The 26,996-nt window shown below is 62.1% G+C and carries 31 protein-coding genes; 25 read left to right on the top strand and 6 right to left on the bottom strand.

Going from position 1 to position 26,996, the window contains the following annotated elements; genetic code table 11:
- The first annotated feature begins 24 nt into the window (after nt 1-24).
- The 15 genes from DOM32_RS15865 to DOM32_RS15800 all read left to right on the top strand — a co-directional run bounded on the left by DOM32_RS15865 (nt 25) and on the right by DOM32_RS15800 (nt 12,973).
- Nucleotides 25-519, top strand: coding sequence for a terminase small subunit (locus DOM32_RS15865; protein ID WP_110636335.1), 495 nt, complete (start codon nt 25-27; stop codon nt 517-519).
- Nucleotides 494-2,467 carry a phage terminase large subunit family protein gene (locus tag DOM32_RS15860; protein ID WP_110636259.1) on the top strand — a complete coding sequence of 658 codons (1,974 nt, stop codon included), beginning with the start codon at nt 494-496 and terminating at the stop codon, nt 2,465-2,467. The genes DOM32_RS15865 and DOM32_RS15860 overlap by 26 nt, the downstream gene beginning before the upstream one ends.
- Nucleotides 2,464-2,682 carry a hypothetical protein gene (locus tag DOM32_RS15855; RefSeq protein WP_110636256.1) on the top strand — a complete coding sequence of 73 codons (219 nt, stop codon included), beginning with the start codon at nt 2,464-2,466 and terminating at the stop codon, nt 2,680-2,682. Before DOM32_RS15860 ends, DOM32_RS15855 begins: the two co-directional genes overlap by 4 nt.
- Nucleotides 2,675-4,270: a phage portal protein gene (locus DOM32_RS15850; RefSeq protein ID WP_110636253.1), complete on the top strand. Its 1,596-nt coding sequence runs from the start codon at nt 2,675-2,677 to the stop codon at nt 4,268-4,270. The genes DOM32_RS15855 and DOM32_RS15850 overlap by 8 nt, the downstream gene beginning before the upstream one ends.
- The gene (locus DOM32_RS15845) at nt 4,170-6,332 is read left to right on the top strand and encodes a ClpP-like prohead protease/major capsid protein fusion protein (protein ID WP_208625399.1); all 2,163 of its coding nucleotides are present in this window, start codon (nt 4,170-4,172) and stop codon (nt 6,330-6,332) included. Before DOM32_RS15850 ends, DOM32_RS15845 begins: the two co-directional genes overlap by 101 nt.
- A gap of 117 nt (nt 6,333-6,449) precedes the next feature.
- Complete coding sequence (locus tag DOM32_RS15840; RefSeq protein WP_110636250.1) at nt 6,450-6,797, top strand: DUF2190 family protein; 348 nt, start codon at nt 6,450-6,452, stop codon at nt 6,795-6,797.
- The gene (locus DOM32_RS15835) at nt 6,797-7,105 is read left to right on the top strand and encodes a head-tail joining protein (protein WP_110636247.1); all 309 of its coding nucleotides are present in this window, start codon (nt 6,797-6,799) and stop codon (nt 7,103-7,105) included. Before DOM32_RS15840 ends, DOM32_RS15835 begins: the two co-directional genes overlap by 1 nt.
- Entirely contained in the window at nt 7,102-7,677 is a 576-nt protein-coding gene (locus DOM32_RS15830; protein ID WP_110636244.1) for a hypothetical protein, read from the top strand. The genes DOM32_RS15835 and DOM32_RS15830 overlap by 4 nt, the downstream gene beginning before the upstream one ends.
- Complete coding sequence (locus DOM32_RS15825) at nt 7,674-8,081, top strand: phage tail terminator protein (protein WP_110636242.1); 408 nt, start codon at nt 7,674-7,676, stop codon at nt 8,079-8,081. The genes DOM32_RS15830 and DOM32_RS15825 overlap by 4 nt, the downstream gene beginning before the upstream one ends.
- Before the next feature lie 14 nt (nt 8,082-8,095).
- Nucleotides 8,096-8,266 (top strand): hypothetical protein, encoded by a 171-nt coding sequence (locus tag DOM32_RS17815; protein WP_157957096.1) that lies wholly within the window; start codon nt 8,096-8,098, stop codon nt 8,264-8,266.
- The gene (locus tag DOM32_RS15820; protein WP_110636240.1) at nt 8,253-9,185 is read left to right on the top strand and encodes a phage tail tube protein; all 933 of its coding nucleotides are present in this window, start codon (nt 8,253-8,255) and stop codon (nt 9,183-9,185) included. The genes DOM32_RS17815 and DOM32_RS15820 overlap by 14 nt, the downstream gene beginning before the upstream one ends.
- A gap of 10 nt (nt 9,186-9,195) precedes the next feature.
- Nucleotides 9,196-9,537, top strand: coding sequence for a hypothetical protein (locus DOM32_RS15815; protein WP_110636238.1), 342 nt, complete (start codon nt 9,196-9,198; stop codon nt 9,535-9,537).
- An 83-nt stretch (nt 9,538-9,620) separates the two neighbouring features.
- Nucleotides 9,621-9,869, top strand: a complete 249-nt coding sequence (locus DOM32_RS15810; RefSeq protein ID WP_157957095.1) for a DUF1799 domain-containing protein — start codon at nt 9,621-9,623, stop codon at nt 9,867-9,869.
- A gap of 72 nt (nt 9,870-9,941) precedes the next feature.
- Nucleotides 9,942-10,310 carry a hypothetical protein gene (locus tag DOM32_RS15805; RefSeq protein ID WP_110636233.1) on the top strand — a complete coding sequence of 123 codons (369 nt, stop codon included), beginning with the start codon at nt 9,942-9,944 and terminating at the stop codon, nt 10,308-10,310.
- A gap of 65 nt (nt 10,311-10,375) precedes the next feature.
- Entirely contained in the window at nt 10,376-12,973 is a 2,598-nt protein-coding gene (locus DOM32_RS15800; protein WP_110636230.1) for a hypothetical protein, read from the top strand.
- On the opposite strand, the gene DOM32_RS15795 is transcribed toward DOM32_RS15800, so the two are convergent.
- The gene (locus DOM32_RS15795; protein WP_110636227.1) at nt 12,962-13,162 is read right to left on the bottom strand and encodes a hypothetical protein; all 201 of its coding nucleotides are present in this window, start codon (nt 13,160-13,162) and stop codon (nt 12,962-12,964) included. The two genes, DOM32_RS15800 and DOM32_RS15795, sit on opposite strands and share 12 nt — an antisense overlap.
- 25 nt (nt 13,163-13,187) lie before the next feature.
- On the opposite strand from DOM32_RS15795, the gene DOM32_RS15790 reads away from it, so the two are divergent.
- Genes DOM32_RS15790 through DOM32_RS15760 form a run of 7 tightly spaced genes read left to right on the top strand, consistent with a single transcriptional unit; the run spans nt 13,188 to nt 21,179 of the window.
- Nucleotides 13,188-13,526, top strand: a complete 339-nt coding sequence (locus DOM32_RS15790) for a phage tail protein (RefSeq protein WP_110636222.1) — start codon at nt 13,188-13,190, stop codon at nt 13,524-13,526.
- On the top strand, nt 13,523-14,242 hold the full coding sequence (locus DOM32_RS15785; RefSeq protein ID WP_110636219.1) for a phage minor tail protein L: 720 nt from the start codon (nt 13,523-13,525) through the stop codon (nt 14,240-14,242). Before DOM32_RS15790 ends, DOM32_RS15785 begins: the two co-directional genes overlap by 4 nt.
- Nucleotides 14,242-14,970: a C40 family peptidase gene (locus DOM32_RS15780; RefSeq protein WP_110636216.1), complete on the top strand. Its 729-nt coding sequence runs from the start codon at nt 14,242-14,244 to the stop codon at nt 14,968-14,970. Before DOM32_RS15785 ends, DOM32_RS15780 begins: the two co-directional genes overlap by 1 nt.
- A 17-nt stretch (nt 14,971-14,987) precedes the next feature.
- Complete coding sequence (locus tag DOM32_RS15775) at nt 14,988-15,581, top strand: tail assembly protein (protein WP_208625398.1); 594 nt, start codon at nt 14,988-14,990, stop codon at nt 15,579-15,581.
- A gap of 3 nt (nt 15,582-15,584) precedes the next feature.
- Nucleotides 15,585-19,940 (top strand): TipJ family phage tail tip protein, encoded by a 4,356-nt coding sequence (gene gpJ, locus DOM32_RS15770; RefSeq protein ID WP_110636210.1) that lies wholly within the window; start codon nt 15,585-15,587, stop codon nt 19,938-19,940.
- 46 nt (nt 19,941-19,986) lie between these two features.
- On the top strand, nt 19,987-20,931 hold the full coding sequence (locus tag DOM32_RS15765; RefSeq protein WP_110636207.1) for a phage tail fiber protein: 945 nt from the start codon (nt 19,987-19,989) through the stop codon (nt 20,929-20,931).
- The gene (locus tag DOM32_RS15760; protein WP_110636203.1) at nt 20,928-21,179 is read left to right on the top strand and encodes a hypothetical protein; all 252 of its coding nucleotides are present in this window, start codon (nt 20,928-20,930) and stop codon (nt 21,177-21,179) included. The genes DOM32_RS15765 and DOM32_RS15760 overlap by 4 nt, the downstream gene beginning before the upstream one ends.
- Nucleotides 21,180-21,209: 30 nt before the next feature.
- Here DOM32_RS15760 and DOM32_RS15755 read toward each other — a convergent pair whose 3' ends face one another.
- Nucleotides 21,210-21,521 (bottom strand): hypothetical protein, encoded by a 312-nt coding sequence (locus DOM32_RS15755; protein WP_110636200.1) that lies wholly within the window; start codon nt 21,519-21,521, stop codon nt 21,210-21,212.
- A 717-nt stretch (nt 21,522-22,238) separates the two neighbouring features.
- Here DOM32_RS15755 and DOM32_RS15745 point away from each other — a divergent pair.
- The 3 genes from DOM32_RS15745 (at nt 22,239) to DOM32_RS15735 (ending at nt 24,399) form a co-directional block, all read left to right on the top strand.
- On the top strand, nt 22,239-23,195 hold the full coding sequence (locus DOM32_RS15745) for a plasmid replication protein repA (protein WP_110636194.1): 957 nt from the start codon (nt 22,239-22,241) through the stop codon (nt 23,193-23,195).
- A 534-nt stretch (nt 23,196-23,729) separates the two neighbouring features.
- The gene (locus DOM32_RS15740; RefSeq protein ID WP_110636191.1) at nt 23,730-23,984 is read left to right on the top strand and encodes a hypothetical protein; all 255 of its coding nucleotides are present in this window, start codon (nt 23,730-23,732) and stop codon (nt 23,982-23,984) included.
- Between the two features lie 61 nt (nt 23,985-24,045).
- Nucleotides 24,046-24,399, top strand: coding sequence for a hypothetical protein (locus DOM32_RS15735; protein WP_110636187.1), 354 nt, complete (start codon nt 24,046-24,048; stop codon nt 24,397-24,399).
- Between the two features lie 47 nt (nt 24,400-24,446).
- Here DOM32_RS15735 and DOM32_RS15730 read toward each other — a convergent pair whose 3' ends face one another.
- The 4 genes from DOM32_RS15730 to DOM32_RS15720 all read right to left on the bottom strand — a co-directional run bounded on the left by DOM32_RS15730 (nt 24,447) and on the right by DOM32_RS15720 (nt 26,865).
- Nucleotides 24,447-25,079: a recombinase family protein gene (locus DOM32_RS15730; RefSeq protein ID WP_110636182.1), complete on the bottom strand. Its 633-nt coding sequence runs from the start codon at nt 25,077-25,079 to the stop codon at nt 24,447-24,449.
- A 1,003-nt stretch (nt 25,080-26,082) separates the two neighbouring features.
- Nucleotides 26,083-26,379: a DUF7673 family protein gene (locus DOM32_RS15725; RefSeq protein WP_110636179.1), complete on the bottom strand. Its 297-nt coding sequence runs from the start codon at nt 26,377-26,379 to the stop codon at nt 26,083-26,085.
- A 13-nt stretch (nt 26,380-26,392) separates the two neighbouring features.
- Nucleotides 26,393-26,536 carry a hypothetical protein gene (locus DOM32_RS17810; RefSeq protein ID WP_157957094.1) on the bottom strand — a complete coding sequence of 48 codons (144 nt, stop codon included), beginning with the start codon at nt 26,534-26,536 and terminating at the stop codon, nt 26,393-26,395.
- 89 nt (nt 26,537-26,625) lie between these two features.
- A complete protein-coding gene (locus DOM32_RS15720) occupies nt 26,626-26,865 on the bottom strand; it encodes a hypothetical protein (RefSeq protein ID WP_110636176.1) in 240 nt (79 codons plus the stop codon).
- Between the last annotated feature and the right edge of the window lie 131 nt (nt 26,866-26,996).

The following is a 26,996-nucleotide window of genomic DNA, read 5'->3' as shown; positions in this document are numbered from 1 at the left end:
CCCGGCTGGCTGAACAAAACCGACATGGCCAAGAGCCTGCGGATTTCTACGCAAGCCTTCGATAAATGGGGCGTCGAGCCGGTGGCCAAGGTCGGGCGGTCGGTCTATTTCGACTGCGCCGCCGTGGTCGAAAGGCGGCTAGCGCATCAGGCCGAAAAGCACCAACCAAAGCCAACCGATGGCGACGAGGAAATCGACCCGTTCATCGAATACAAGTTGGCGGTTGAGCGTCGACGGCTGACTGCCGCTCAGGCAGAGGGGCAGGAGCAGAAAAACGCCATTGCTGCGCGTCAGTCCGTGCCGGCCGAATTCGCCATCTTTGCGCTGTCCCGAACGGGCGCCGAGATCGCGACGATACTCGACACGCTGGCATCGACGATGAAGCGGAAGCACCCCGACCTGGAGGTGCGCCACTTGGAAACGCTCGCGCGGGAACTGAGCAAGGCGCGGAACCTGGCGGCGGGGCTCGACCAACGCCTGCCGGAATTCCTGGATGAGTACATCGACGCCAACACCTGAACAGGTCGACGAGTTCGCCAAGAGCGTGCGCGCCGGCCTGGCTGCGCTCTACAAACCGCCGCCCGTGACAGGCGTCGAGTGGGCTGACGAGAATTTCTACCTGTCGTCGGAATCGAGCTACCACGAGGGCCGCTGGCAGACGCTGCCGTTTCAGCGCGCGATTCTCAACGCGATGACGAACGACCAGATCGAAGTGGTCAACGTCGCCAAGTCGGCCCGCCTCGGTTACACCAAGATGCTGCTGGCGGCGCTGGGGTACTTCGCTGAGCACAAGAAGCGCAACTGTCTGACGTTCTCGCCAACGGACGACGACCGTGACCGTTTCATGAAAACCCACGTCGAGACGATGATTCGCGACGTGGGTGCGGTGCGCGCGCTGGCGCCGTGGTACGGCAAGAAACACCGTGATAACACGATCTCGGCCAAGGTGTTCGCCAACGGCAAGCAGCTGATCTGTCACGGTGGTAAGGCGGCTCGAAATTATCGCGAGATCTCGGCGGACGTCGTTATCTACGACGAGCTGGCCGGTTTCGACCGTGACATCGAGAAAGAGGGGACGCCGACCAGTCTGGGCGACAAGCGCCTGGAAGGTGCCACCTACCGCAAGTCTATTCGTGGCTCGACGCTCAAGATCGCCGGCCAGTGCATGATGGAACAAGCCGCCGCCGAAGCGCCGGTACGGCTGCGTTTCCACGTCCCGTGCCCGCACTGTGGCGAAGAGCAGGTGTTGAAGTGGGGCGACAAAGAGTCGGGATACGGCATCAAGTGGGACCAGGGTAAGCCGGATACCGCGCACTACCAGTGCGAGCACAACGCATGCGTGATCCGTCAGCACGAACTGCACGACGAGTCGCGCGAATTCCATATCGGCCAGGGCCGCTATGTCTGCGATGAAACGGGCTCCTGGACCCGCGACGGGATCGAGTGGTTCAACGTCAACGACGAGCCAATCGCCACGCCTCGCGCGGTGTCGTTCTACATCTGGACCGCTTACAGCCCGCTGACCACTTGGACTCAGATCGTCTACGACTTTCTGAACGCCAAGGGCGACCCGATCAAGCTCAAAACGTTCGTCAACACGACGCTGGGCGAGACGTGGGACGACACTGCCGGGCAGAAACTCGACTGGGAAATCCTCCATAACCGCCGTGAGGTATTCCCCGAAGTGCCCGACCGGGCGGTGGGGCTGTTCGGTGGCATCGATACGCAGGACGACCGTTACGAAGGTCGCGTCTATGCCTACGGCGCGCAGGAAGAATCCTGGCTCATCGACCGCTGGATCATTTACGGCGACCCGGCTGGCGCCGAGCTTCTGCGCAAGGTCGGCGAGCGGATGCACAAGATCTACGCCCGGGCGGATGGCTCGCGCATGACGGTCGTGCGGTGGTGCTGGGACTCCGGTGGTCACTACACCGACGAGGTCTACAAGGCATCGAAGCGCCACGGTATTCAGTGGGCGATCCCCACCAGGGGCGCAAACGTCTACGGCAAGCCGATCCAGAACTTCCCGCGCAAGCGCAACAGCAAGGGCGTTTTCCTGACCGAGATCGGAACGGATAACGCCAAGGAACTGATCTTCAATCGCCTACAGATCCAACCCAATGCCGGTGAGCCGGTCCCTGGCTGCATTCACCTGCCGGCGAACGACGCCATCTGTGACAGCGACGAGGTCAAGCAAATCACCGCCGAGATCAAGGTTCGAAAGATCGTCCAGGGCCGTGCCGTCTATCGCTGGGATTCAGGCGGGCGGCGTAACGAAGGTCTCGACTGTGCGGTGCTGGCGCTGGCCGCGTTGCGGATCTCGCAGGAGCGTTTCGGATTCGATCTCGATGGCCCGGTTGCCGTTGCACCGGATGACGACGACACACCACCGACACCACCCGCTGCACCACCGCCTGGTGGGGATGGTGGTGGCTGGCTACAGACTCCAGGAGGGGCGTGGGTATGACCCCAGTCCAGCAAGCTCAAGACATGGTCGGCTTCTACATCGAAGCCGAAATGGCGGTGCTGCAAGGCCAGTCGTTCTCGAAGAACGGCCGCACGCTGACCATGGCCAATCTCGCCGAGATCCGAAAGGGGCGGGAGTATTGGGAGCGCCGCGTTCAGCAACTCAGAGGGCGCGGTGGCGGCGTCTTTAGCTTCGCGAGGTTCGTCGATGAGTAACCGATTCGAACGTGCGATTGCTGCTGTGGCGCCTCAGTGGGGCGCGCGTCGCGCGGCAGCGAGGCAGATGTTCAACGCCTACGAAGCCGCCGACAGAACCCGCACGAACAAGGCCAAGGGTTCGGTGCTGAGTGGCGACATGACGGCGCAGATCGGCGGACGCTCGCTGCGCGAGCAGGCCCGCTGGTTGGATGAAAACCACGACCTGGTCACGGGCATCTTTGACCGTCTCGAGGAACGCATCGTCGGGGCTGACGGCATGGGCGTCGAGCCGATTCCGCTCACGCTGGACGGCAAGCGGCATCGAGAACTGGCCAAGCAGCTCAAGGCCGAGTGGGCGGCGTGGTCGCTCAGGCCCGAAACCACCGGCGAGATGACGCGCCCGGAGATGGAACGACTGGTCGTGCGTAGCTGGCTGCGCGACGGTGAAGTGCTGGCGCAGGAGTTGCGCGGCCGCGTGCCGTTCTACGACCACCTGACAGACGTGCCCTACGCGCTGGAATGCCTCGAAGCGGATTTCATGCCGATCCACTTCGACGATCCCGGCCAGGGAATCTTCGCTGGCATCGAGCGTAATGCCTGGCGCCGCGTCCGGGCGTATCACGTCTACAAGCAGCACCCCGGCGACATGAAGGCGTTTTCGCTGTCGACCAAACGAGTGCCGGCGGAGAACATGATTCACCTGGCGCATCGCAAGCGCCTGCAGCAGTCCCGTGGAATCTCGGTTCTTCATGCGGTGATCCAGCGTCTGGCGGATCTCAAGGACTACGAAGAGAGCGAGCGCGTCGCGGCACGCATCGCGGCGGCGATGACGATGTATATCAAGAAGGGCGACCCGCACGAATACGGCCTTAATCAAAAAGATCAAAGCCAGCAGCAGGGTGGTGTTCCCTCAACGGGGGCGCGCACGATCCCGATTGCGCCCGGCATGGTGTTCGACGGCCTCATGCCTGGCGAGGATGTCGGCACGATCCAGTCGAACCGACCCAGCGCGCTGTTGGATGGGTTCCGGGGCGCGATGGTGCGGGCAGTCGCCGCTGGTACGAGGATGGGGTACTCCACGGCGAACCGAGACTACAACGGAACCTACAGCGCTCAGCGTCAGGAACTTGTCGAGGCTCAGCTGGGTTACGACCTGCTGCAAGGTCAGTTCCGTGATCAGTGGTCGCGGCGGGTCTATCGCAGCTTTGTCGATATGGCGGTGGCCAGCGGCCGAGTCACGCTGCCGTCAGATCTCGACCGCAGCACGCTCTACAACGCTTTCTATCTCGGTCCGGTCATGCCGTGGATCGATCCCGGCCGCGAAGCGGATGCGTGGGAGCAACTGGTTTCGGCGGGCTTTGCCGACGAGAGCGAAGTGGCGCGAGCCCGCGGGCGTAACCCGCAGGAGCTGAAACAGAGCCGCGAAGACGAGATCGCGGAGAATCGCGAAAAGGGGCTGGTGTTCAGCTCCGACGCCTATCACGAGAACTACGGAGGCAAGAACGGTGCAGACCAGTACGGCAACACCAAGCCTGACACTGCCCGCGATCGTAACCGGCAGCTTCGCCAGACCGATGGCGATGGCGGCAACGACAACGGCGATTGATCAGGTAGGGAATCAGACCTGGTACATGATCCGCGCCGTCGCCCAGGGCGTCGCCGAGATCGCTATCTATGACGAGATTGGTGCCTGGGGCGTGACCGCCAAGCAGTTCTCGCAGGATCTCAAGGCCATGGGCGAGGTGCAGACCATCAACCTGCACATCCATAGTCCTGGCGGTGACGTCTTTGAAGGCATGGCGATCTATAACCTGCTCGCCAATCACCCCGCGACGATCAACGTCTATATCGACGGGTTGGCGGCGTCGATGGCCTCGGTCATCGCGATGGTGGGGAACACCGTCTACATCCCCGAAAACGCCATGATCATGATCCACAAACCGTGGGGCATCCAGGGCGGCAATTCCGACGACATGCGCCGTTACGCGGAACTGCTCGACAAGGTCGAGACCACGCTGTTGACGGCGTACACGAAGAAGACCGGAAAGACCGAAGACGAGATCCGCAGCTGGCTTGCGGCCGAAACCTGGTTATCCGGTCCCGAAGCGGTGGAGCACGGCTTCGCCGATCAACTGGTGGAGCCGCTGGCCATGGCGGCATCGCTCAAATCGAAACGACTGCAGGAGTTCGAGCACATGCCCGACGCATTGAAAAATCTACTGGCGCCGCGCGCTCAAGGTGGCCAGCCGCAAGGTGGTCAACCCGCTGGCGGTCAGCCTCAAGGCGCTCAGCCGCAGGGTGGTTCGCCCTCTGGTGGCCAAGGTGACGGGGGCCAGCCGCAAGGTGGCGCGCCAGCCAGTGGCCAGCCGCAGGGTGGCAGTCAGCCGGCACCGACCATGCAGCAGTTCCAGGAGCAGGAACGCGCTCGCCGCGACGCGGTTAGGGCCGTGTTCCAGGCTTTCCCGCAGCACAACGCCCTGCGCGACACGTTGCTGGATGACATGAGCATCAACGCCGAGGCCGCGCGCGAGCAACTGCTGGCTAAGCTCGGTGCCAGTACCGAGCCGACTGCGCCGCCACGTACCGATCACGGCGTGCATGCCGGCAACGGCAACATCGTCGGCGACGGCATCCGCAACGCCATCGCGGCACGTGTTCAGCTGGACGCGTTGGAGAAAGACAACGCCTATGCCGGCATGACGCTGATGGAAATGGCGCGCGCCTCTCTGACCGAGCGTGGCGTGGGTATTGCCAGCCTCGGCGGCGACCGCATGTCGATTGCCGGCGCAGCGTTCACGCACACCTCGAGCGACTTCGGCCACCTGTTGGCGGATGTGGCACGTCGTCAGATGCTCAAGGGCTACGACGAGGCCGAGGAGACGTTCCAGAAATGGACCGCCCAGGGCAGCCTGCCGGACTTCCGTCCGATGCAGCGTGTCGACCTGACCACCTTCCCGTCGCTGCGCAAGGTGCGCGAGGGCGCCGAATACAAATACGCCAGCGTCGGTGATCGCGGCGAGCAGATCATGCTGGCCACCTACGGTGAACTGCTGAGCATCACCCGTCAGGCAATCATCAACGACGACCTGTCGGCGCTGCAGCGTATCCCGCGCATGATGGGCCGCGCCGCAATCCGTACCGTCGGCGATCTGGTCTATGCGTTGCTGGGCTCCAACCCGACGATGGGCGACAACAAGAAGCTGTTCAGCGCCGATCGCGGTAACCAGCTGACAGCGGGTGCGCTCTCCATCGCTCGCATCGACCAGGCCAAGACGATGATGGCGACGCAGAAGGAAGGCAACGCGACGCTGAACATCCGACCCAAGTATCACCTGACGCCGGTGTCGATGGAGTCCACGACCCGTGCGCTCTATGCCGCCGAGTTCGACCCGGCGATGGCCGAGGCGCGCGTACCCAACCCGGTTCGCGGTCTGACCGAAGTTATCGCGGATGCGCGTCTCGACGATCAGAGCAAGACGACCAGCTACATGACCGCCGATCCGAACCAGTTCGACACCATCGAAGTGGCGTATCTGGACGGGAACAGCTCGCCGTATCTGGAGCAGCAGCAGGGCTTCACGGTCGACGGCGCGGTGTTCAAGGTTCGCATGGATGCCGGCGTCGCCCCGCTGAGTTACCGCACGCTGGTGAAGCTGCCGGGCAACTGATTGGCAGCGTAACCCCTCGCGCTCACCGATGACCGCCGCCGGCGGTTTTTTTGTGGGCGCGATTCTCTAGGTGTGACTTTGTCACGTCTAAGACTGTTTCCAACAGGAGAGCCAACCATGGCTAAGAATTTCAACGGTAGTGGCAAGACGCTGACCATGACCGCGCCCGCTGGTGGCGTGACGTCCGGTATTCCCGTGGTGATCGGCGCGCTGACGCTGGTGCCGCTCGACAGCGCTGACGAGGGCGAAGAGTTCGTCGGCCACACCTACGGCGAGTGGAAAGAGGTTCCTTGCGCATCCGGGCTGCTCGCCGGTGCCCGCGTGTCGATGCTCGATGGCGAGATGGTCGCCGCCGGTGCTGCCGACAGTACCGGCCCGATTGGGGCGCTGACTACCGACGCCTCCGACGGCTTCGCGACGGTGTTCATCGTCCAAGGTCTGGCCAGCGTCGCCAGCGGCGCGTAATGAGCCGCTTCGCCAAAGCGATGGCGCGGGCTAACCGCGTCCTCGCTGAAAACCTCGCCGACGGCCTGGCCACCTACCGGCGCGCCAACGGCGAGACGATCGCGGGCGTGCCGTATGGGCTGGATCTGTCGTTCGAGGTTTACAAGGAAGGTGATCAGCTCCCTAAGTCGGTCAAGGCGGTCGAGATCCCGGTGGCGCAGGTGCCGACGTACCAGCGCGGCGACGAGATCGTGATCGACGGGAAGACGTGGGAGGTGCTGAGCCAGCTCACCGACGATGGCGACTTTCGCCAGCTGGAGGTTGGATGATCAAGTACGAGCACGACATCAACCGTCTCAACAGCCTGAAAAAGCGCTTCAACGATGGTGTGGTCGAGAAAGCGCTACGGCAGTCGGTGGCGACGGCCACGAGCCGCGTGCGGACGTACATCTCGCGCGAGGTTCGCGGCGTCTATCCGCTGCGCGCCAAGGATCTCAACGGCAAGGTTCAGATCCGCAAATATCGCCAGATGGCCACCCGGGCGCTCGTCTACATTGGCGGGCGTCTGCCGCTTTCCACGTTCAAGCCGAGCACGCGAAAGGTTAGCGTGACGGCGACCAGCGTGCGCGGTCGTCAGTTCAAGACAAGCCGCCGCCGGGTCTCGGTTCGCGTTCGCAAGGATAAGGGCCGGCAGGTGGTGCGCGGCGGCTGGTACGCCAAGGGCGAGATCATGCGCCGGGCCAAGGATGGGTCGCCACGCATCCAGTATGGCCCCTCGATCCCCGGCATGGTCGCGCATGAATCTGTGATTACCGGCGCGACCGATGTGGCGCGAGACGTGTTGCCGCGTGAGTTCTCGCGTCGCATGGAAGTGCTGCTCGAGGAGGAAGGCAAAGGATGAGCGAGATTGCCAGTGGCGATGATCTGACGCTGGAAGTGATAGAGCGCCTGCGCGCCGAGTGCCCCTTGCTGCAGAGCGTCAACGAGGCCTGGTTCGCCGAGCCGATAGACGACCTTAGCGAAGAGCTGCCCGCCGCGTTCGTCTACATCGAGAACGATGCGGCCGAAGGCTCGGCGGAGACGCTGCGACCGGTGCAGGCGCTCAAGCAGGTTTACGGCGTCTGGATCGTCACACCACGCGATCGGTTCCGCGAGCTGCGAAAGCAGGTGCGCCGCGCGCTTTTCGGACACGACTTCAGCCCCTATCACGACCCCATGGAATACCAGAGCGGCCAGCAGGCGGACGTGAAAGGCCGCTACGTCTGGTGGCTCGAGATGTGGTCGACCGATACCCACATTCGCTAACGCGAGGAAACCCCATGCCCGCACGATCCGGCGGCAGCTACGTGCTGCGCGGCGGCAAGCCCGAGCTTGCCCATTTCAGCGGCGGCAAGAAGCAAGCCGAACCGCAGTCAGACACCGAGGACGCGCCGGTAGCGGCCGTCGAACCCGAACCCACCCAGGAGCCAGACGCCGATGAAGACGCGTAAAAAGCTGCTGCTCGCCGCACCGGAGGCCACTTACGGTGCCGGCGCGGAAATCGCCGATGCGGTGCTGATCGTCGTTTCCGAGCTGGATTCCAGCCCCTACGAAGGCGACACCGTCACCCGCGACCGTCTGCGCCAGAACTTCGGCGCTGTGGCGCAGGCCAACGCGGCGCCCTATACCACCGTAACCGCTACGGTTCCGGCTGCCGGTTCTGGCGTGCCGGGTACGCCACCCGCGTATGGGCTGCTGCTGCGCGCCTGCTCGATGTCCGAAACCATCGAAGCCGGTGTCTCGGTCACCTATCAGCCGGTGACGGATGACGCCGAGTCAGTCTGTGTCTGGTTCGTCGAAGACGGCCAGCTGCAGAAAGTGCCTGGCGTGCGCGGCACGGTGGAGTGGTCATTTACCGCCAAGCAGTTCCCGACGATGTCCTTTACGTTCACTGGCTTCTATTCGCGACCCGAGGCGTTGACGGAGGCGATCAACAAGCAACCGGCCAACGTCGTCGACGAAGTTGTGGTCAACAAGCAGAACACGCCGGGCCGCAGCGTTCACGGCTATGAGGGATGCTTGCAATCGCTGAGCCTCAACATCGGCAACACCATTAACTACCGCGCGCTGATCGGCTGCGAGAGCGTGCAGGTGACCGATCGCGAGAGTACCGGTAGCGTCGAGATCGAAGCGCCGAACATCGCGACGAAGAACTATTTCGAAGCGATCGAGAGCCACAAAACGATCACTCTCGAACCGGTCTCGCTGACCCACGGCACCGTCGCCGGCAACATCATCAAGGTCGACGCGCCCAAGGTTCAGTTGGCCACGATCAGCCGAAGCGACAGCGACGGCATCGTTCACTACTCGATGGACATGCGTCTGAACCCCGACCAGGGCGATGACGAATTCACCATCACCTATACGTAAGGGACCGCGCATGATCGTCAAAAGCGACATCACTACCATCAAGGTCGACGTGACTATCGTCGACCCGGAAACGGGCGAGCCGAGCACTTGCCAGGCGCGCTGGAAGCTGTACCCGGTCGATGACAGCCAGGCCAAGATCAAGGAGATCAACGCCGGCAACGTCTCCGACGAGCAGTTGGTCGAGGACGACCTGGTCGAGCTGCTGGGTATCACCGATGGCAAAGGCAAAGCGGTCGAGGATGACGCCGAGCTGCGCGAGTGGTTCCTGAAATGGCCGCATACGCGCGGGCCGCTGATCCATAGCTGGTTCAGCGCCCAGGCGGGGCATGCGGCGGCCGCGCAAAAAAACTGAGAGACCTGGGCCGGCATTGGGCCGGCGCCGGCTCAGGTGGCAAGAACGAGCTGGCCAGCGACGCGCAGATTCTGGGAGTTTCATTGCCTGACAGCTACTACCAGCCGGAAACGTGCGACTGCTGGCCGGAACACTGGGACGCGCTGCAGGTGTTTCTGTCGTGCGGCAGCCAGTGGCGCACGATCGTCACCGGTAAGTCGATCATCTATCAGGGGCTGGATTATGGCGCGGTCGAGGCTGTGATCCGGCTGCGCGGTATCGCCGAGCCCTGGCAGGTGTTCGAGCAGGTAGGGCAGATCGAGCGCGGGGCGATGGAAGTGATCAACGACTAACCGTTGCCAGCCTGCGCGGATCGTGGCGTAGTGTTGCGCATACGACACAAAGCGATACGCGCAGGGGGATTGATGAAGGTTATCGGTGGATCGTTCGGGACCAGTGGTGCGGCCCATATCAGCCGCGATAACACGCTGGTGGTGAAGTCGGGGCAAAAGTATCTATTCAAGCCTGGCCAAGTCGAGAACATCGATACTCGTACCGAGAGTGTTGGTGGATTTCACGCCGGGAAAGGGCTGCTCGCTATCCTCATTCTCGGTTATCTCGGGCTTATGCTTCTTGGGCTCGTCGGCGCTTTCTTCGGCTTGCTGCTGGGCTTGGGCATTGGATTCATCAAAGAGAAGCGCAACGTCGCCGATCTTGACATCGAAGGCGGTAAGCGACTTACGCTGGAGTGTTCACCCAAGGCCATACAGTGGTTGTTGGAGTTCAAGGGCTAGAGCCAACCTAATACCGAAAACCTCGCCTCGGCGGGGTTTTTTATTGCCTGTCATTTGAGGTTCCCATGGCCAAGAAATTCGAGACCGGCATCGTCATCACGGGCGATGGCAAGGGTGGCGTGCGCGCAATCAAGGCCAACCGGGAAGAACTCGATCGCCTGCAGCGTAGCGAAAAGGATACCCAGTCGGCGACCGAGAGACTGTCAGCCAGCTGGAATGCAGCCAAGGGCGTCGTTACCGGATTTGCTGGCGCACTGGGCCTCTCGACGGCAGGTGTCGCGGCGATGATCGTGCGCCAAGCCGATGCGGCACGCGAAACTGCGGCAATGGCGCGGTCAATTGGGGTTTCGACGACTCGCCTGCAGGAAATGCAGTACGCCGCGAGCAGTGTCGGACTGCAGAGCGACGCCATGGGCGACATTCTCAAGGATGTCTCCGACAAGATCGGTGACGCCTATGCCAATGGCGGTGGGGAAGCGCTCGACGTCATCAACAATCTGGGTCTATCAATCGAAGACCTGATTGATCTTCGCCCCGACGAGCAGCTGCTGGCGATCGCGCAACGACTAAACGAGCTGCCCCGGGCGGCCCGCGTCAACGCGCTGGAGTCATTGGGTAACGACCTGTCGCGCATGTTGCCGCTACTCGAGAACAACGCCGCCGGTCTCAAGGCGGCAGCGGACGAAGCGCGGGACTTCGGCTACGCGCTTGACGAACAGCAGAATGCCGCGCTCGCCGAAGCGGGGCAGAACCTGACACGGGTTACCGGCTTTGCCGAGGGCTTCGCCAATCGCCTGACGATTGCCGTTGCGCCGGCAATCAACGAGACGGTCGATAACCTTGGCGACCTGAACGACATCATCTCAGATCCAGCGTTCAAGTCGTCCCTTAATGATCTTGCGAGCCTCGGCGCGGAGATGGCTGGGAACTTCGCCAAAGGCAGCCTGCAGATGTTGCAGGAGCTCGGCACGCTCGACGACCGCCTGAAGATCTTCGCCGCCGATCAATTGGGAATCGGTGGTGGGCTGGGTGTCGACGTCTCGCGCACCACCGCGCTCAAGACCGAGATCAGCTACCTCGAAACGCTGGCGAACGGTAACTGGTTCGACCGCATCACGGCCGGATACAGCAGCGTCGACGCGGTCAACGAGAAGCTGGCCAGCAAACAACAGGAACTCGCAGCCGTTAACGGCACCGTGTTCGATACGTTCACGTCGCTGACATCTGGCTTGCAACTGTCGACGGCGGCCTCTCAGGGCCGTGCAGCGGCTGCTGATGACGAGTCGGCGGCAAACAACCGGCTCTACAACACGCTCTCGCCGCTACTGACTGCCTACGACCAGGATCATGCAGCGCGTCAGAAGCTGCTGGCGGATCGCAAGAAACTGACCGCTGCGCTCGATGAAGAACCCGAGAAAGCCGACGCCATTCGCCGGTCGATCGCCTACATCGACGACCAGCTGAAAAAGCTCAATGGCACGCAGAGCACCACGAAGAGCGAAGCCCAGAAAGCCGCCGAGCAGTTAAAAAGCCGCTACGACTCGACAGCAGAGAGCCTGGCGCAGCAGATCGCGCTGATGGGCAAAACGTCGAACCTGGCGCGCGTCACCTACGAGACGGAATCTGGCGCGTTGCAAGCGCTGGACCAGCAGCAGAAGGAGCTGCTCAAGAATCGCGCCAAGGAGCTGGATCTACTCCAGCAACGCCAGGATCTGCTCGACAACTACGTGGGCTCGGCGAGCCTGTCGGATCTGTTCGACGCGCGGGACCAGGCGCAGCAGATCGGCGGCGCTACCGGGCGCATCGCGACACGCAACGTGGGCAAGGCGATCACCGATCAGGCCCGCGAAGGCGCCCCGCAGGTGCAGGGGCTCGACGCGCAGTATTCCGGTGCGTTCGGTGAAGCCAACCGCATCGAGCAGGAGCGGGCGCAGCTGCAGGCGTGGTACGCCGAACGCATCGCGATGTATGAGGATTTCAAGCAGGCGGAGGCGGACAAGGCCGACGAGTACGGCGCAGTCATCGCGGATCTCGAGCGGCAGCGGGCCGCGCAGCTGCAGCAGATCGATGCGCAGACGCAGCAGGCGCGATTGGCGGGTTACTCGGACTTATTCGGGAGCCTGTCCGACCTATCGAAGTCGTTCGCGGGTGAGCAGAGCGGCGTTTATCAGGCGATGTTCGCGGTATCGAAAGCGTTCGCTATTGCCGACTCCATCGTGAAGATCCAGCAGGGCATCGCCAGCGCGGCGGCGCTGCCGTTCCCGACCAACCTGCCGGCGATGGCTACGGTCGCGGCGCAGACGGCGAGCATCGTCAGTACGATCTCGTCGACGAGTCTTGCTGGGCAGGCCCACGACGGCATCGATAGCATCCCCGCCGATGGTACCTGGAACCTGCAGAAGAACGAGCGTGTCGTTGATCGCCGCACCAACGCAGATCTGAAGCAATATCTGGATCGAGCGAACGCAGCCAACCAGAGCCACTACTACGGCGGCAAGGGTGGCGATATCCATATGTCGGTATCGGTCAACGTGCAGGCCCAGCCGGGCGTCAGTGACGCCGATGCCCGGCGACAGGGTAAGGCGATGGGTGACCAGGTGCGGGCCGAAGTGCTCAAGGAGCTACGAAAGCAGCAGGGCATTGGCGGGATGTTAAACCGCTAACGCCGCCTTCAGCTTCTCGCGCGCCATGGCTTCTAACTGGCTCACGGACGTGTTTGAGAGATTGGTGGGCGTATCGATGCATACCCCAATCGTCGCTTCTTCGGTGCGGTGGCTAAAGCTGCAGTTGATGAACCCCGGATCATGGCTCAGCAGCTTCAAGTCAATCGAATCGATAACCCAGTTTTCCATTTGTGTTTCCAGATAGAGAGTTTGAATGGACACCCTACCCGATGTGCCGATGGACTGGGAGCCGCAGATCACGCCCCAGGCCAATGTCGATACGGTGCAGTACGGCGACGGCTACGAGCAGCGGCGACCTGCTGGCATCAATTACGTGAAGCACCAGGCGAGCGTTCAGTGGTCCTCGCTGACCCGTGACGAGTTCGACCAGGTCTATCCGTTCCTGAGGGACCGCCTCGGCCTGACGCCGTTTCTCTGGACCGAACCGAGCGAAACGACACCACGGAAGTGGATTTGTGACGCGGTGGCCAAGGCGCCGATCAACGCGCGGTTCTGGCGTGTCTCGGCGACATTCCGTGAGGTGGTGGCATGAACGAGATCATCGCTCGCGAGTCGCAGTCGATGAGCCAGCAGCCGGTGGTGACATTGTTCGAAATCGACGCACGGCAGTGGGAGGCGGGCATCCTGCGCTTCACCAACCAGACCGCGCTCGATGGCGGGCCGATCCGGTTCAACGGCTACACCTACACGCCGACGCCGATTACCGCCGACGGCTTCGAGTGGAACGGCAAGGGCACGCTGCCGCAGCCGTCGCTGAGCCTGTCGACGCTCGAGGTGTCGATCGTCTCGATGCTGCTCGCCACCAATGACCTGATCGGCGCACCGGTGAAGCGGATTCGCACGTTTGCCAATCACCTGGACGGTGGCGACGACCCGGACCCCGAGGCGACGTTCCCGGTCGACGAGTACCACATCGAGCAGAAGCCGCAGGAAATCCCCGCGAGGGGCTCGCTCGAATTCACGCTCTCGATCTCGCTGGACCAGCAGGGCCGCAAGATCCCGGCGCGGCAGTGTCTGCGCGACACCTGTACCCACACCTACCGCTATTGGAACGGCTCGCGCTTCGTGTACGAGGGCGTGACCTGCCCTTATACCGGCGCGGCGATGTTCGATCAGCAGGGCGTCGCGACTGACGACGAAACTAAAGACGTGTGCGGCAAGTGCCTTTCCGACTGCCGCGCCCGCTTCGGTGCCAACAACCCGTTGCCGACCCGGGCGATGCCCGGGCTTGCGAGGTACAAGAGCTGATGTTCACCGAACACATCGACCAGCTGCGTCGCGAGGCCATCGCGGCATACCCCCACGAGGCGGTCTGGATCATCTACTTGGATGGCGAGTGCCGGCAGTACGCCAACGTCGCCAGCGACCCGGCGACGACCTTCCGCATCGACAAGCGCACGCTGGCGCGGGCGACGGCGCGGGGCATTGCTGCGATCGTGCATAGCCACCCGGACGGCCCCGACTGCCCCAGCGAGGCAGACATGCGCGGCCAGCGCGATACCGGCGTGCCCTGGGGCATCGTTAGCACCAACGGGCAGGACGCCTCCCAGCCGTTCTACTGGGGCGGCCAGACGCCGGTGGCCGGGCTTGAGGATCGCCCGTTCCGGCATGGCGTGACCGACTGCTACAGCCTGATCCGTGACTGGTACGCGCTCGAGCTGGGCGTCGAGCTGCCGGAGTTCCCGCGCGACTGGGAGTGGTGGCAGCAGGGCGGCGATCTCTATCGGCTGGGGCTGGATCGCGCCGGGTTCGTCCGCGTCGAGCAGAGCGAGGCCAAGCGCGGCGACATGTTCTTTTGCCAGCTGCGCTCCAGGGTACCGAACCATGCCGGCGTCTATCTCGGCGACGGCCTGGCGTTTCACCACCTGACCGCCGCCAAGCCGTTCGATCCGACCCGGCGGCCCAAGCGTGAGCCGATCCACCGTTGGCGTGACTATGTCACGGCCTTCTACCGACACCGCAGCCAGATGGAATAACGATGCGCGAGATTCACTTGCATGGATCCCTGGGGGACCGCTTCGGCGGTCCCTTTTCGTTGGAGGTGCGCGATCCGGCCGAGGCAGTGCGGGCGCTCTCCTGCCAGATCGATGGCTTCAAGGACGCGATCCTCGAGGGTCAATGGCAGGTGGTGCGGGGCAGTCTCGACGCCGGGCGGGAGGACAGCGACGAGACGCTGACGATGGGCCTCGGCAGCAAACGCGAGCTGCACATCCTGCCGGCCATCGGTGGCGCCAAGGGCGGCGGGGGAAAGGCGATTCTGGGCGTGGCGATGGTGGGCGCGGCATTCGCCACCGGTGGGCTGTCACTGGCCGGCACGGCGGCTTTCGGGATCTCGTCCAGCACGCTCGCCATCGCCGGCGGGGCGCTTGCGCTTTCGGGCGTCTCGACCATGTTGGCCACCACCGCGCACACCGGCAGCTACGAAGACGGTGCGAACGTCGACGAGCGGCCGTCTTTCCTGTTCGACGGCCCGGTCAATAACAGTGCCCAGGGGCTAGCCGTGCCCGTCATCTACGGCGAGATCAACACCGGCTCTATCGTCGCGAGTGCCGGCATGAGCGTGGAACAACTACCAGCGGATGAGTAACCCATGGGCGCATTCGAGCAAGTAACCGGCCGCAAGGGCGGCGGCAAGAGCGGTGGCGGCAGCGGCCGCGTCGCGCAGGAAGACCCGAACACGCTGCGCTCCAACTCTGTCGCACGGATTATCGACCTGCTGGGTGAAGGCCCGATCGAGGGGCTGGTCGACGGCGCGAAATCGATCTTCTTCGACGAGACGCCGCTGCAGGCCGACGACGGCTCGTGGAACTTCAACGGGGTCAACTACGACACCCGCGCCGGCCTGCCGGATCAAGACCATGTTGCTGGTTTTCCGTCGGTCGAGAACGAAACCGAGGTCTCCGCCCAGGTCACGCAGGACACGCCGCTCGTTCGCACGATCAACGACGCCGACACCGATGCCGTGCGCGTCACCGTCCAGATTCCGGCGCTGACCGAGCAGGACAAGAAGACCGGCGACCTGCACGGCTCCAGCGTCCAGATCGCCATCGACGTGCGCCCCAGCGGTGGCAGCTGGTCCACACGCAAAACCGACACCATCAAGGGCAAGACGACCAGCCCGTACCAGCGTGCCTATCGCGTCGAGCTGGAGGGCACCGCGCCGTGGGATATCCGCGTGCGCCGGCTCTCAGCCGACAACGACGACGACTCAGCCATCCGTAATGAGACCTACTGGTCGAGCTACACCGCCATTGTCGATGGCAAATTTATCTACCCGGATTCCGCGCTGATCGCGCTCGAGGTCGACGCCCAGCAGTTCGGCAACTCGATTCCGTCTCGCGCTTACCACGTGCGCGGCCGGCTGGTCAGCGTGCCGGACAACTACGACCCGACGACGCGCCGCTATTCCGGCATCTGGTCCGGCGCTTTTCAGCAGGCCTGGACCGATAACCCGGCGTGGATCTACTACGACCTGGCCACCAACGTGCGCTTCGGCGCGCAGCTCAAGAACGTCGACAAATGGGCGCTCTACGAGATCGGGCGCTATTGCGATGAGCTGGTGCCCAATGGCTACGGTGACGACGAACCGCGCTTCACGATCAACACCGTGATCAGCTCGCGCGAGGACGCCTACAAGGTGCTGACGACCTTGGCGGCGGCGTTTCGCGGGATGATGTACTGGGGCACCGGCACGGTCACGGTGGTGCAGGATTCGCCGGCGGCAGAAGGCGGGCGCATTTTCAGCCAGGCCGATACCGAGGATGGCGAATTCCGCTATTCCGGTTCGTCGCTGAAATCGCGCCACACCGTCGCGCTGGTGACTTGGAACGACCCGGCGGACAACTACCGGCAGTCGATCGAGGTCGTCGAAGATCCGGCTGGCATCCAGCAGTATGGCTGGCGTCAGACCGACGTGACCGCGTTCGGCTGCACGTCGCGTGGGCAGGCGCGCCGTGTCGGTTTGTGGTTGCTCTACACCGAGCGCGAAGAGACCCAGACGGTCGAGTTCACGCTGGGGCTGGAGCACGCCGACATCCGCCCGGGCGAGGTCGTGAAGATCTCCGACCGCTACAAAGCGGGCGCGCGTCTGGCCGGCCGCCTCACCAACGTCGGCACCCAGATGGTCACGCTCGACAAACGCCCGGACGTCGCCAGCGGTAGCGGCTGGCAGCTCTCGGTACAGATGCCCAATGGCAGCATCGAGACGCGAGACGTCGCAGGCTTCGACGGTGACAAGGCGACGCTCGTTGCTGCGCTATCGACCACGCCGATGCCGTACGCGATGTGGATGCTGGCCAGCGCCAACATCCAACCGCGCCAGTTCCGCGTCGTCGGCGTGAAGGAAGACAGCGACGATCTGACCTATACCGTCACCGCGCTCGAGCACAACCCGAACAAATTCGCGCTGATCGAGCAGGGCCTGGTGCTGCCGGAAGCGCCGACGTCGTTGATCCCCACCGGACGGCTTTCGCCGCCACTGGATATCAGCGTCGAGAGCTTCACCTACCTCGGCGGTGGCGCCCAGCATCAGGGGCTGCTGATCAGCTGGGTCAAGAGCAGCGACCCGCGCACGCAGTATTACATCGTCAACGTGCTACCGCCGGGCGAGAACGTCTGGCAGGACGTTGGCTCCACTGACCAGACTTCGCTCGAGTACCGCAACGCGCCCAGCGGCGAGTATCAGATCCGCGTGCGCGCCGTCGACGGTGCTGGCCGGCTCTCGGCCTGGTCTGTGCGCGTCACCACGATCAGCTCGATGCTGTTACCGCTACCGCCGACGTCGGTCGATGTCGAGACGGCCAACTATTCGGTGACGCTGATTCCGCGTAGCGATCGCCAGGGCCAGCTCTACGAGTATCGCCGCTCTCTGACGCCGCTCGATGGCGACGGCGAGATCGAAACGAACGCCGTCGATCTCGGCCAGGCCACCCAGCTCGCCGACACCAACCTGCAGCCCGGCACTCAGTATTACTACTGGGTGCGCGGCGTGAATGCCTATGGCGTGTCTAGCTGGTATCCCGTGCAGGCAGCAACCCGTGAGGAGTTCGATGCCGAGTTTGCGTATGTCGACGAGCAGCTGCGCCGCCCGGGCGGCCTGGTCGACCAGCTCGAAAACGGCATCAACGAAAACGCTCAGGCGATCGGCGATGCCCGGCAGGAGTTCGAGACTGGTCTGACCGAGGCGAACACCGCAATCACGGCGGCCCAGGACCGTATCGACGAGATCGAGCCAATCGTCGAGCAGGCGGCAACCGTGGTTGAGGACGTCAACACGCTCGAAGCCCGTGTCGGCGACAACGAGGCGGACATTACCGAGACGCAGCGGATCGCCGAACTAAACGGCAAACTCGAGGCGTTGACCAGTGCGGTGTCGGCGACGCAGAACGCCGTCGGTGCAGCGACTCAGACCGTCGAGACCCTGACGCGGATCAGCGGTGACGAGGCGCTGGCGCAGCGAATCACGACGCTGGATGTCTCGTTCGGCGACAGCGTGGCAACGCTGACCCAGCAGCTCACAACGCTGGCCGACGATACCCAGGCGATCAGCGATTCGCTGACAACGCTGCAATCGGAATACGGCGATACCACCGCTGATTTCGAGCAGCGCATCACCGCTCTGGCTACTGAAACCAGCGCGATCACGCAGAGCGTCACGTCCCTGCAATCGCAACTAGACGACGCCGTTGCATCGATCGACGAGGTGCAGCAGACGCAGATCCTCGACGGGATCTATTCGGCACTCCAGAACGCGGTCGTTCAAACCCAGAGCGCCGTGGGCAGTGCTGCTATCAGTGCCGAGCGGTTGACGAGCGTGAGTGAGCGCCAGGCGTTGGCTCAGCAGATCACGGAGGTAAACACTGCATTTGAAGCGGCCGAATCGTCGATCCGGCAGGAGCTATCGTCGCTGTCCTCAGCTGACCAGTCGCTCGCGCAGTCTATCGAAACGCTCGACACGCAGTTCGACAACCGGGCATCGTCCATCGAGTCGAACGTCACGGCATTGAGCAACGAGCAGCAGTCGATTGCCCAGCGCCAGGATACGTTCGAGACCACGGTCGATGACCAGTTCGCGTCGGTCCAGCAGGACATCAGCGCCGTCTACGACCCGTCGACGGGTGCCGTAGCGCAAGCGGTGACGACGGTTACCGTCAACGGCAAGAAAGCGATGATCGGCATGCAAGTCGACGGGCAGACTGCCGAGATAGTCGCCGTAGCGAATACGTTTGCTGTGCTGAATCCGATCAGCGGCGAGCTGGTGACCGCCTTCGTCGTGACGGATGGGCGTGTCGTGATCCCAGATGCAATGATCCGAGATGGTTCTATCACCGCAGCCAAGATCGCCGATGCAGCGATCACTCGCGCCAAGATCGATGGCGCTGCCATCGGGACAGCGCAGATCGACGACGCCGCTATCACTCGCGCCAAGATCGCCAACGCCGCGATTGGTTCGGCGCAGATCGATGACGCCGCTATTACCTCTGCCAAAATTGGTAATGCCGCTGTAGACACCCTTCAAATAGCCGGCAACGCAATAACCATCAACGTCTCCGAAGAGAATAGTTCAACCATTCTCATTAATGACTCTGACGGATGGCAAGACATCGTTAGTGTTGACATTAATCCCGAGGGGAATCGAGTCGATGTGATTGGTTCTAGTTCACTTTATCTAATTGCAGGTAATTCTTCCGGTGGTTATTCAAGGGGTAGAATTCAGGTGAGAATCGTTGTGTCTGGAGGTCAAACACGAGTAGTGGGGGATATCATGGACCAACGGTCCTCTGTGGGTCACGCCGAAGCCAGCGGATATCAGACCTTTGTTTCACGACTAGATGCATGGACTGGAAGTAGAAACGTACAAGTCCAAATGCGGTATATCCTGAACGGTACCGGGAGGGCGGAAATTAGCGACAGCTTTATAAAACTTTCTGTCTCTAAAAACGGTTGAACATTATACGCCGCCCACGGGCGGTTTTTAAATGCCCGGAGGAAACATGGCAGACACTATCGATATTCAGAACACAAACGAATGGCTGGCCGAGGTGCAAGCGGCGGCGCGGGAATTGGTCAACGTCCTGAAGGGCGGGATTGATGTCGGCCAAACCGGCACGCTGGGCGATCTAGCGCTGATTGATACACTGGCTGATGCGCCGGTGGGGGACGCAGAGGCATTGAGGGCCGCTATCGGATTAGCGAACAGCGCTATTATCACCGCCGGCAATGGAAATAATCAGCTAATGATTGGTTCTGAATATCCGGATAACGTTGACCCATCAGCGGTGAAGCATAACGGAATATTTTCCTTTTCTAAGGGGAACACGTCAGGACTTCCAGTTGATACAAATGGCGAAATGCTGGTGGCAATGAATAATAACGGAACATTTGGCAATGCTATTATTCTTTATCATGGTTCAGTGCCAGGTATTTACATTCGCTCTATTAGGGGTGAAGAGTGGCAAAGCTCTTTCGAGATTTTGCATCGTGGTCTTGTTACAGTTGATGGTAATGGATTTATCAAGGAATCATCTCCGATATTCCGCCTCGCTAACGTAGCCGAATATGCAGCTGGTGACGGTTTTACTCTAGACGGCTGTGGCGCATACAACGGCGAAGCCGAGGGCGTCACGGCATCGCATGACGAAGTAGGTGTCTATACCGTCTCGGGCTCGCTGGGATTCTCTGCTGACGGCTGGACGATCGAGATCCCGCAGGATGTTAACGGCAACCGGTTGTGCTTCGTCGAGACCGAAACGGCAGACGATGGCACGATCACAGTGCGGACATTCGGGCGACGCTTCGACTACGAGACCGCGATGATCGTTGCCGGCGATCCGATCGACATCCCCGACGGGCGGTGGATCGATCTGCGGTTGAAGATGCCGGAGCCGGAGGTGGTGGACGAGCCCGATGATTCAACCGAGCAGGAGCCCGCCCAATGAGCCAATTTCCCGCGATCGACAAGCTGAATGATGCAGCCCGCGCGGCGCGCGATAAATGCGAGACCGCGCTGCGTGAGACCCTGCCAACCGGCACTCGCGTCGAGATTAAAAGCGGCCCCGAGTGGATCGGCCCCTACGAAGTGACCGAGTACCAACGCTTCAGCTACGGCCAGGTGCCGGTGCGCAACGTCGACACCGGTGTCGAGCGGCGCGTGGGGTATCAGCAGGTGCGGCTGGTGCCGCAGTAGAGAGAGGGACGACCGGCGTGGGTGTATCGCTCACGCCGGCATTCGCGTCTCGCCGGTGATCAGATCCATGCGCCGCGGCCCCCACTCGGTCTCAACCGCCGCCGGGCGCCAGAACAGGTAGCGGATCTGCGCCCGGCCCGGGTCCAGTAGCAGATGGGCATGGGTGTCCAGCGTCAGCATGTCGTCTCTAGATAGTTGATCGATCCGGCAGCGCCCGCTGTACACGAGCTGAGCGTGGGTGGCGTGGTACTCGATCCAGATGTCGGTTGGCGGCTTGTCTTCGCGCCATCCTCGATCCCTGCGGTTCTGCGCCCATCGCTCAAGCGCGGCTCGGTAGTTCATCGGCCTGCCTCCTTTCCTTCTTCCCCCGAATGACAAACCGCAACGCGGCGTCTTGCAGCTCCGACGAACTGCGATACCGTTGGTTCGCAGGCGTCGCTGCTTGTCGCCTGCGCTGGGTTTCGACGTGCGGGCGGCTGTTACGCTGGCTAGATTACTGTTTAAATGTACAGTAAAACAGGCCGATAACAATCGGCATCCGCACCCCGTGAGGGGGTCCGTCATTGAGAGACAGGAGGTAGCGCATGGGTGTTACAGGAAAACGGTACGGCAGCAATCCTTTAGTGCGAGATCATTCGCGTGATACTCTCGCGGAGATTCGGCACCAGATCGCATTTCTTAACGTATGCGAAGATCGGGACCACCCTGGGTACGCTCACGGGCTCGCCCTGGTCGACGACGCTATCCCCTGTCTAGTGCAGCAAGTGGCGGACGAGCAGGGTGTCGATCAAGATTTCTTGTCACAAAACGTGTCAAAGTGACGTTTGTAGTGTTAGACTGAGGCCAGTCGCGAACGCGGAAAGAGATCAAAAAGGTAGGAATTTCAACAATATAGGCTGCACAAAAAGAAAACGCCGCCCGGCAAGGCAGCGTTTTCGGATGTTCTTCGCAGCGGACACACTGGAGAGAAACGACGCCCCCAGTGTATCCGCTGCCAGAACGATGGGCAAGCCTTGGCCAAAATTTGGAGCCAGGCGGATCATGGGGTCAGCAGGACACATGCCGCATTTTGTCCTCAGATGGGGCAAAGCGGCGTACCGCCACCCGGGTAAATGGTGGGGTACGGGCAATCGATGCGGGCACGACCCGCAGAAAGGCGAGTTCGACAGGCTCAACCGGCCGACGACGCAGCGCGAGCTGCCGAAGGCGCAGCAGAAGCTGCTCGAGCTGGTCCGCCGCTATTACGAGTCGCCGGCGCTGCTGCCGACGCTCTCGAATCTCAACGGCCGTCGCAATCTCGACGGCAACCCGCGCAGCAACCGTAGCGAAGCCCGCGCCGCCGAAAGCCTGGTGTTGTCCGCGGTCATCCAGTTTCTCGACTTCGCTTCGCTGCGCGTCGGCACGCCGAAAGCCGACGGCACGTTCAAGCCGCGCACCTGCGGCGAGCTGGCCAAAGTTGCCGGCCTGCTCGCCCCGAATTGTGACCCCAGCTACCCGCAGCCCTCCGAGCGGTTCTGGCGCGCCTGGCGGCGGCTCAAGATCGCCGGCGCATTCACGGTTCACCAGATCGCAGAACAGCGCCCCGACGGCACATTCCGCGCTCGCCCCGCGATCAAGCGCGTCAATCAAGACTTTCTCGTCGCCCTGGGCATGGGTTACGCCAAGCTCACGGAACTACGCAACTGGGCCAGCCGTGCGCTCAAGCGGGCGAAGAAGCGCTATGACGAGCAGTTCCCCGCCGAGGGCGACGCAAAACAAGCCAGGGCGAGCTTGATCGCCGGCAAGCTCGCCGGTGGTGGCGGCCAATCGTACAAGCCGAAGGAACGCCGCGGGCCGCGCGACACGCCGGACGTGAACCCGGACAAGCAGCGACAGCGCGAGTACAGCCTGATGGTCAACCGCTGGACCGCCGAGGTCGCACAGGCGAACCCCAACGCCTCGCCGCGTGAGATCCGGGAGCTGGTCAACAAGAAGTACCCCCCATATCGCGTCTGGCTCGCTCAGCAGAGCGAGTAGTCCAACCCCTACCCCGTCCCCACATACCCGGCCTCGCCGGGCATAGCCCGTTCTGCAGCGCCCAGGAATTGGCGCTATTGCCCCCCCCGATCCCTCTGTTTCCCCGCTATCCCCCGTCATTTTCCAGCCGCGCGCCGGCGCCGAGCGAGATATCCGACCGCCACAAGAAATTAAGTGATTTGGTAATGAGATTAGGTCGAGTCGCTTGGAAATTAGCTGCGCAGCGTTAATACGTAGATTGGTATGAAAAAAAATAGAAAGGTCTACCACCCAGTCCCTGGGTGTTATCCCCAACCCCTCTAAAAATGCCTCGACAAGTCGAGATCCTGACGCCGGTGCTTGCGCACCGTTGTCCCAAAGGGGCTACGCCCCTCTGGACACCCCTAGTGCTGCAATGAAGAAGTCCGAGATTTGCCGGATGTCCAGCGCCTGCGGCGCGTTACGGCGCGATAGGATGGGTAACCCTACCCTATCAGCGGTGGGCGCCTTTCATGGCGCTACGCGCCATCACTGCAAACCCGTAGAATAGTGGCCATGATCGAACATCGACGACGCCTGGCCGCCGAGGCCTGCCCGCTGTGTCATGGGCACGGCAGCATCTCCGGGGTATTTCACCGACTGCATTGCGAACACTGCGCCGGCGTTGGCTATCTCCAAACGTCGAACGGCCAGCCAGTGGACCTGCGTGCGGCGGATCTGTTGCGCCGGCCGCTCCGATCGGCGGGCGCTGGCCATGTCGAAACCACGCCAGACACCTGGTCCCTGATCGGCAACTATCGCGGCGATTGATGGCGTGACATTGTCACGAATTCGCGCTATCTTTCCGTGACAATGTCACGGAGACTGTCAGATGCCCCGCGAACGCTATTCGAGTATCGCCCCCGACGAGGTCGAGATGTGGCTGGGTGCGCTCATAAGCGCCGCAATCGACGTGAGAGACAAGACGCTGAATCTGGGCCGAAGCGCCGAGTTGCTGAACGAGAAGATGCGCGAAAGCGGGATTGCATTCACGAAGAAGCGCGGCCGCGACGGACTTTCCCAGCTACTGGCGCTGGCCAGCGACTTCGTGAACTACCCGGACGACCACACGGCGACCCGGCGTGCCGAGTTGCTGGCGGAATGGTGCCGGCTATGGCTGCAGCCGGACGACTGGGAGCGAGTCAGCGCGAAGATTCGGAAGCGGCGGCAGCGGTCCAAGCTGTAACGCTATAACGATATGACGCTATAACGCATAAATATAGCGTTATATCGCTATGGGCCGTCGCGCTTTACGGCCTTGACGGTGTTGGTGCTGCAGCCGATGATGCTGGCCACCTCTCGTATCGAATAGCCGCGGCCATTGGCGTGCCTGGATTTCAGCAACGCGTCGATCCTCTGGCGCCTTGCCGTGTCTTTCTGGCGCCCCTGGTACTTCCCCTCTCCCTTGGCTTTTTCGATTCCCTGGCGCTGGCGGCGTCGGCGATCTTCGTAGTCCTTTCGCGCCACGGCGGCGAGCGTGTCCAGCATCATGCCGTTGACCGCGTCCAGCACACGCGCGGTGAAGTCGTCGGCCCCCGCTGGCGATAACGCCAGGTGGCTGGTCGGCAGATCCAGCGCGACGACGCGCAGCCCCTTGGCATCCAGCTGGGCGCGTAGCTCTCGCCAGTCGTCCCGATCGAGCCGAGATAGTCGGTCGATCGCTTCGACCAGGATCACGTCGCCGGCGTGGGCGTCCTCGAGTAATCGGCGCAGCTCTCCACGGTTTGCCGATGCGCCCGAAGCGTTCTCGACGTACCAGGCGGCGATCGCGACATTGTGCTGGCCGGCGAAGTCGGCGAGATGCTGGCGGGCGCGCTGGGCATCTTGCTCGATCGTGCTGGCGCGTAGGTATGCGCGGATGAACATCGCGGCACCTGGGGCGTTATGGGTGGGTTGTTATGGTGCGGGGCGATTAGGGTGGGCGCAAGGGTGAAATGCTGTTCAGGACATGCCGCCCAAAGATGGGGCGTTTTGGGAGTACCCTTATTTCCAGGCAAAAAAGAACCCGCCACGGCCTAGGACCGTGACGGGCGTTCTACTACATGGCGTTAAGCATGATGGCGATCATCGCAAGCGTGGCCAACAATGTTGCCGCTTGAACGCCAAGGGTTACGAGCGCAATGATTTCCATAGCGTCTCTCCTCGATCGAGGTCGCTCGGGTGGCTTGCTGGCCTACCACCAACCCGAACAGCTACCACGCTGGTCCGAAGACGCGACCGTCCTAATGCCTCCCCTCGTTAGGCCAGCCGGGTACCAAACCGGGCGGGGAGGGTGAAATCTGAAAAGGGCGGACGGGCGCCATCGGCGTGGTCGCAGCGTAAGGCTACAATGCAGTAACGCAAACGCAAACCCTTTCTTGCAGGAAATTAAAGGAAACATTCAACGAAAGGTTGAATGACTCGGTTTTAGCGAGTTAAATTGAACACAGCTACCACGCTGCATCCGAAGATCCAGAAGGCGCTACCAACGCTTTCGCTTCAATGCCGCCCCACCAGGGCGGCATTGTCGTATCTGAACCACGCATTCGCCTTCCTCTCCTATAGTGTCGGGTTTGTCGCCGCCCCTGATCTTTACGTTACCCCCTCCGTTTGTCCCGTGCCGAGTTTTTTGCCTTGGCTCGGTACCTAAGATACATGGACGCGGTGAGCAGGCAATACATGAGCGAATTTGGGGTTATCTATTCCTCCGCGCCGAGCGCTCGCGGCGGCATCGCCATGCAGTGCGTATCATCCTATTAGTGGACCACTGGGCTTATACCGTTACCCAAGCCCCTCGCTTACCACCCAGGTCATCTAACCTGACTGATTCCGCTGCCGGAAACGAAAACGGGCCGCGTGTGCGGCCCGTGGGTGCTGGTGCCCGCCTTGTTCATCCGGCAGCGCTTTCCAGCTCCCAGAATCGTGAGAAAAGCGCCCCACCGTTCTCCAGGTATTCGTGGATATCGCGAGCTGGTGAGACTGCGTCCAGTTCGAGCACGATGAGGCAGGCCATTTTTAGCTCGAGGTCGAGTGCGCGCAGTCGGTTCAATTCGAAAGGCCACGCTTCGGAGTTGTAGAGCCCCAACAAAAAGCGACGAACGTGATGGCATTGGCCGCTGTTGCCCTGGGCTACATCGGCAAGCCGAACCAGCGCTTCCATCGGTTTACCCTGGTAACGGTTGATCATTGTTTGGCTCTCCTTATCGCGCTCTGAAAATGGGATCGAGCGCAGCGCGCGTGAGCGGGCAGCAGCGCTCGAGCAGCGCCTGCAGTTGATCGATCGGCAGCTGACTGAGCTGGCTTAGTGGGGTACGGCGGATGGTGCTATAGTGTGCATCTGACATGATTCACATCGTCCCATGGTGGTTTTCGTGTCGCGGCCGTCGGGTGGTGAGAGACCCGGCGGCCACTTCGTTTCTGCCCTACTGCTTTCCTATTCCTGCGCGACGTAGACGGTCAGGCCCAGCACTGGGTCGACTTCGATCCCCAGCCGCTCTTCCCTCGCCAGATCCAGCCACTCGAGCGCGATCTGTTCGGCGGTCTGTGTCTGATACTCGTCGCCGGCCTGGCGCCGTCGGTTCTCGACCGCATCTATCCACTGCTGGCGGCTGGCAACGCCGCTGAATTGCTTGACCAGGGCGTCGATCGCGGTGCTGTAGACGATCGACTCCATCAGCCGCCCTTCTCTCGCAGAGCCTTGTCGACGGCTTCCATCATGAAGTCGACCATATCGATGTTGTGCTCGACGCAGAACACTTTGAGGCGGCGCTTCCATTCCGGCGGCACGCGGGTATTGAACGTGGT

The sequence above is a fragment of the Salinicola salarius genome (assembly GCF_003206135.1).
GTDB classification, from domain to species: Bacteria; Pseudomonadota; Gammaproteobacteria; order Pseudomonadales; family Halomonadaceae; genus Salinicola; species Salinicola salarius.
This window is presented reverse-complemented; position numbering and strand designations above follow the sequence as displayed.

Bases quoted from the DNA above. Each gene is read 5' to 3' on its own strand.
- DOM32_RS15865 (WP_110636335.1), top strand. From the start codon at position 25: ATGGCCAAGAGCCTGCGGATTTCTACGCAAGCCTTCGATAAATGGGGC.
- DOM32_RS15860 (WP_110636259.1), top strand. From the start codon at position 494: ATGAGTACATCGACGCCAACACCTGAACAGGTCGACGAGTTCGCCAAG.
- DOM32_RS15855 (WP_110636256.1), top strand. From the start codon at position 2,464: ATGACCCCAGTCCAGCAAGCTCAAGACATGGTCGGCTTCTACATCGAA.
- DOM32_RS15850 (WP_110636253.1), top strand. From the start codon at position 2,675: ATGAGTAACCGATTCGAACGTGCGATTGCTGCTGTGGCGCCTCAGTGG.
- DOM32_RS15840 (WP_110636250.1), top strand. From the start codon at position 6,450: ATGGCTAAGAATTTCAACGGTAGTGGCAAGACGCTGACCATGACCGCG.
- DOM32_RS15835 (WP_110636247.1), top strand. From the start codon at position 6,797: ATGAGCCGCTTCGCCAAAGCGATGGCGCGGGCTAACCGCGTCCTCGCT.
- DOM32_RS15830 (WP_110636244.1), top strand. From the start codon at position 7,102: ATGATCAAGTACGAGCACGACATCAACCGTCTCAACAGCCTGAAAAAG.
- DOM32_RS15825 (WP_110636242.1), top strand. From the start codon at position 7,674: ATGAGCGAGATTGCCAGTGGCGATGATCTGACGCTGGAAGTGATAGAG.
- DOM32_RS17815 (WP_157957096.1), top strand. From the start codon at position 8,096: ATGCCCGCACGATCCGGCGGCAGCTACGTGCTGCGCGGCGGCAAGCCC.
- DOM32_RS15820 (WP_110636240.1), top strand. From the start codon at position 8,253: ATGAAGACGCGTAAAAAGCTGCTGCTCGCCGCACCGGAGGCCACTTAC.
- DOM32_RS15815 (WP_110636238.1), top strand. From the start codon at position 9,196: ATGATCGTCAAAAGCGACATCACTACCATCAAGGTCGACGTGACTATC.
- DOM32_RS15805 (WP_110636233.1), top strand. From the start codon at position 9,942: ATGAAGGTTATCGGTGGATCGTTCGGGACCAGTGGTGCGGCCCATATC.
- DOM32_RS15800 (WP_110636230.1), top strand. From the start codon at position 10,376: ATGGCCAAGAAATTCGAGACCGGCATCGTCATCACGGGCGATGGCAAG.
- DOM32_RS15795 (WP_110636227.1), bottom strand. From the start codon at position 13,162: ATGGAAAACTGGGTTATCGATTCGATTGACTTGAAGCTGCTGAGCCAT.
- DOM32_RS15790 (WP_110636222.1), top strand. From the start codon at position 13,188: ATGGACACCCTACCCGATGTGCCGATGGACTGGGAGCCGCAGATCACG.
- DOM32_RS15785 (WP_110636219.1), top strand. From the start codon at position 13,523: ATGAACGAGATCATCGCTCGCGAGTCGCAGTCGATGAGCCAGCAGCCG.
- DOM32_RS15780 (WP_110636216.1), top strand. From the start codon at position 14,242: ATGTTCACCGAACACATCGACCAGCTGCGTCGCGAGGCCATCGCGGCA.
- gpJ (WP_110636210.1), top strand. From the start codon at position 15,585: ATGGGCGCATTCGAGCAAGTAACCGGCCGCAAGGGCGGCGGCAAGAGC.
- DOM32_RS15765 (WP_110636207.1), top strand. From the start codon at position 19,987: ATGGCAGACACTATCGATATTCAGAACACAAACGAATGGCTGGCCGAG.
- DOM32_RS15760 (WP_110636203.1), top strand. From the start codon at position 20,928: ATGAGCCAATTTCCCGCGATCGACAAGCTGAATGATGCAGCCCGCGCG.
- DOM32_RS15755 (WP_110636200.1), bottom strand. From the start codon at position 21,521: ATGAACTACCGAGCCGCGCTTGAGCGATGGGCGCAGAACCGCAGGGAT.
- DOM32_RS15745 (WP_110636194.1), top strand. From the start codon at position 22,239: ATGCCGCATTTTGTCCTCAGATGGGGCAAAGCGGCGTACCGCCACCCG.
- DOM32_RS15740 (WP_110636191.1), top strand. From the start codon at position 23,730: ATGATCGAACATCGACGACGCCTGGCCGCCGAGGCCTGCCCGCTGTGT.
- DOM32_RS15735 (WP_110636187.1), top strand. From the start codon at position 24,046: ATGCCCCGCGAACGCTATTCGAGTATCGCCCCCGACGAGGTCGAGATG.
- DOM32_RS15730 (WP_110636182.1), bottom strand. From the start codon at position 25,079: ATGTTCATCCGCGCATACCTACGCGCCAGCACGATCGAGCAAGATGCC.
- DOM32_RS15725 (WP_110636179.1), bottom strand. From the start codon at position 26,379: ATGATCAACCGTTACCAGGGTAAACCGATGGAAGCGCTGGTTCGGCTT.
- DOM32_RS17810 (WP_157957094.1), bottom strand. From the start codon at position 26,536: ATGTCAGATGCACACTATAGCACCATCCGCCGTACCCCACTAAGCCAG.
- DOM32_RS15720 (WP_110636176.1), bottom strand. From the start codon at position 26,865: ATGGAGTCGATCGTCTACAGCACCGCGATCGACGCCCTGGTCAAGCAA.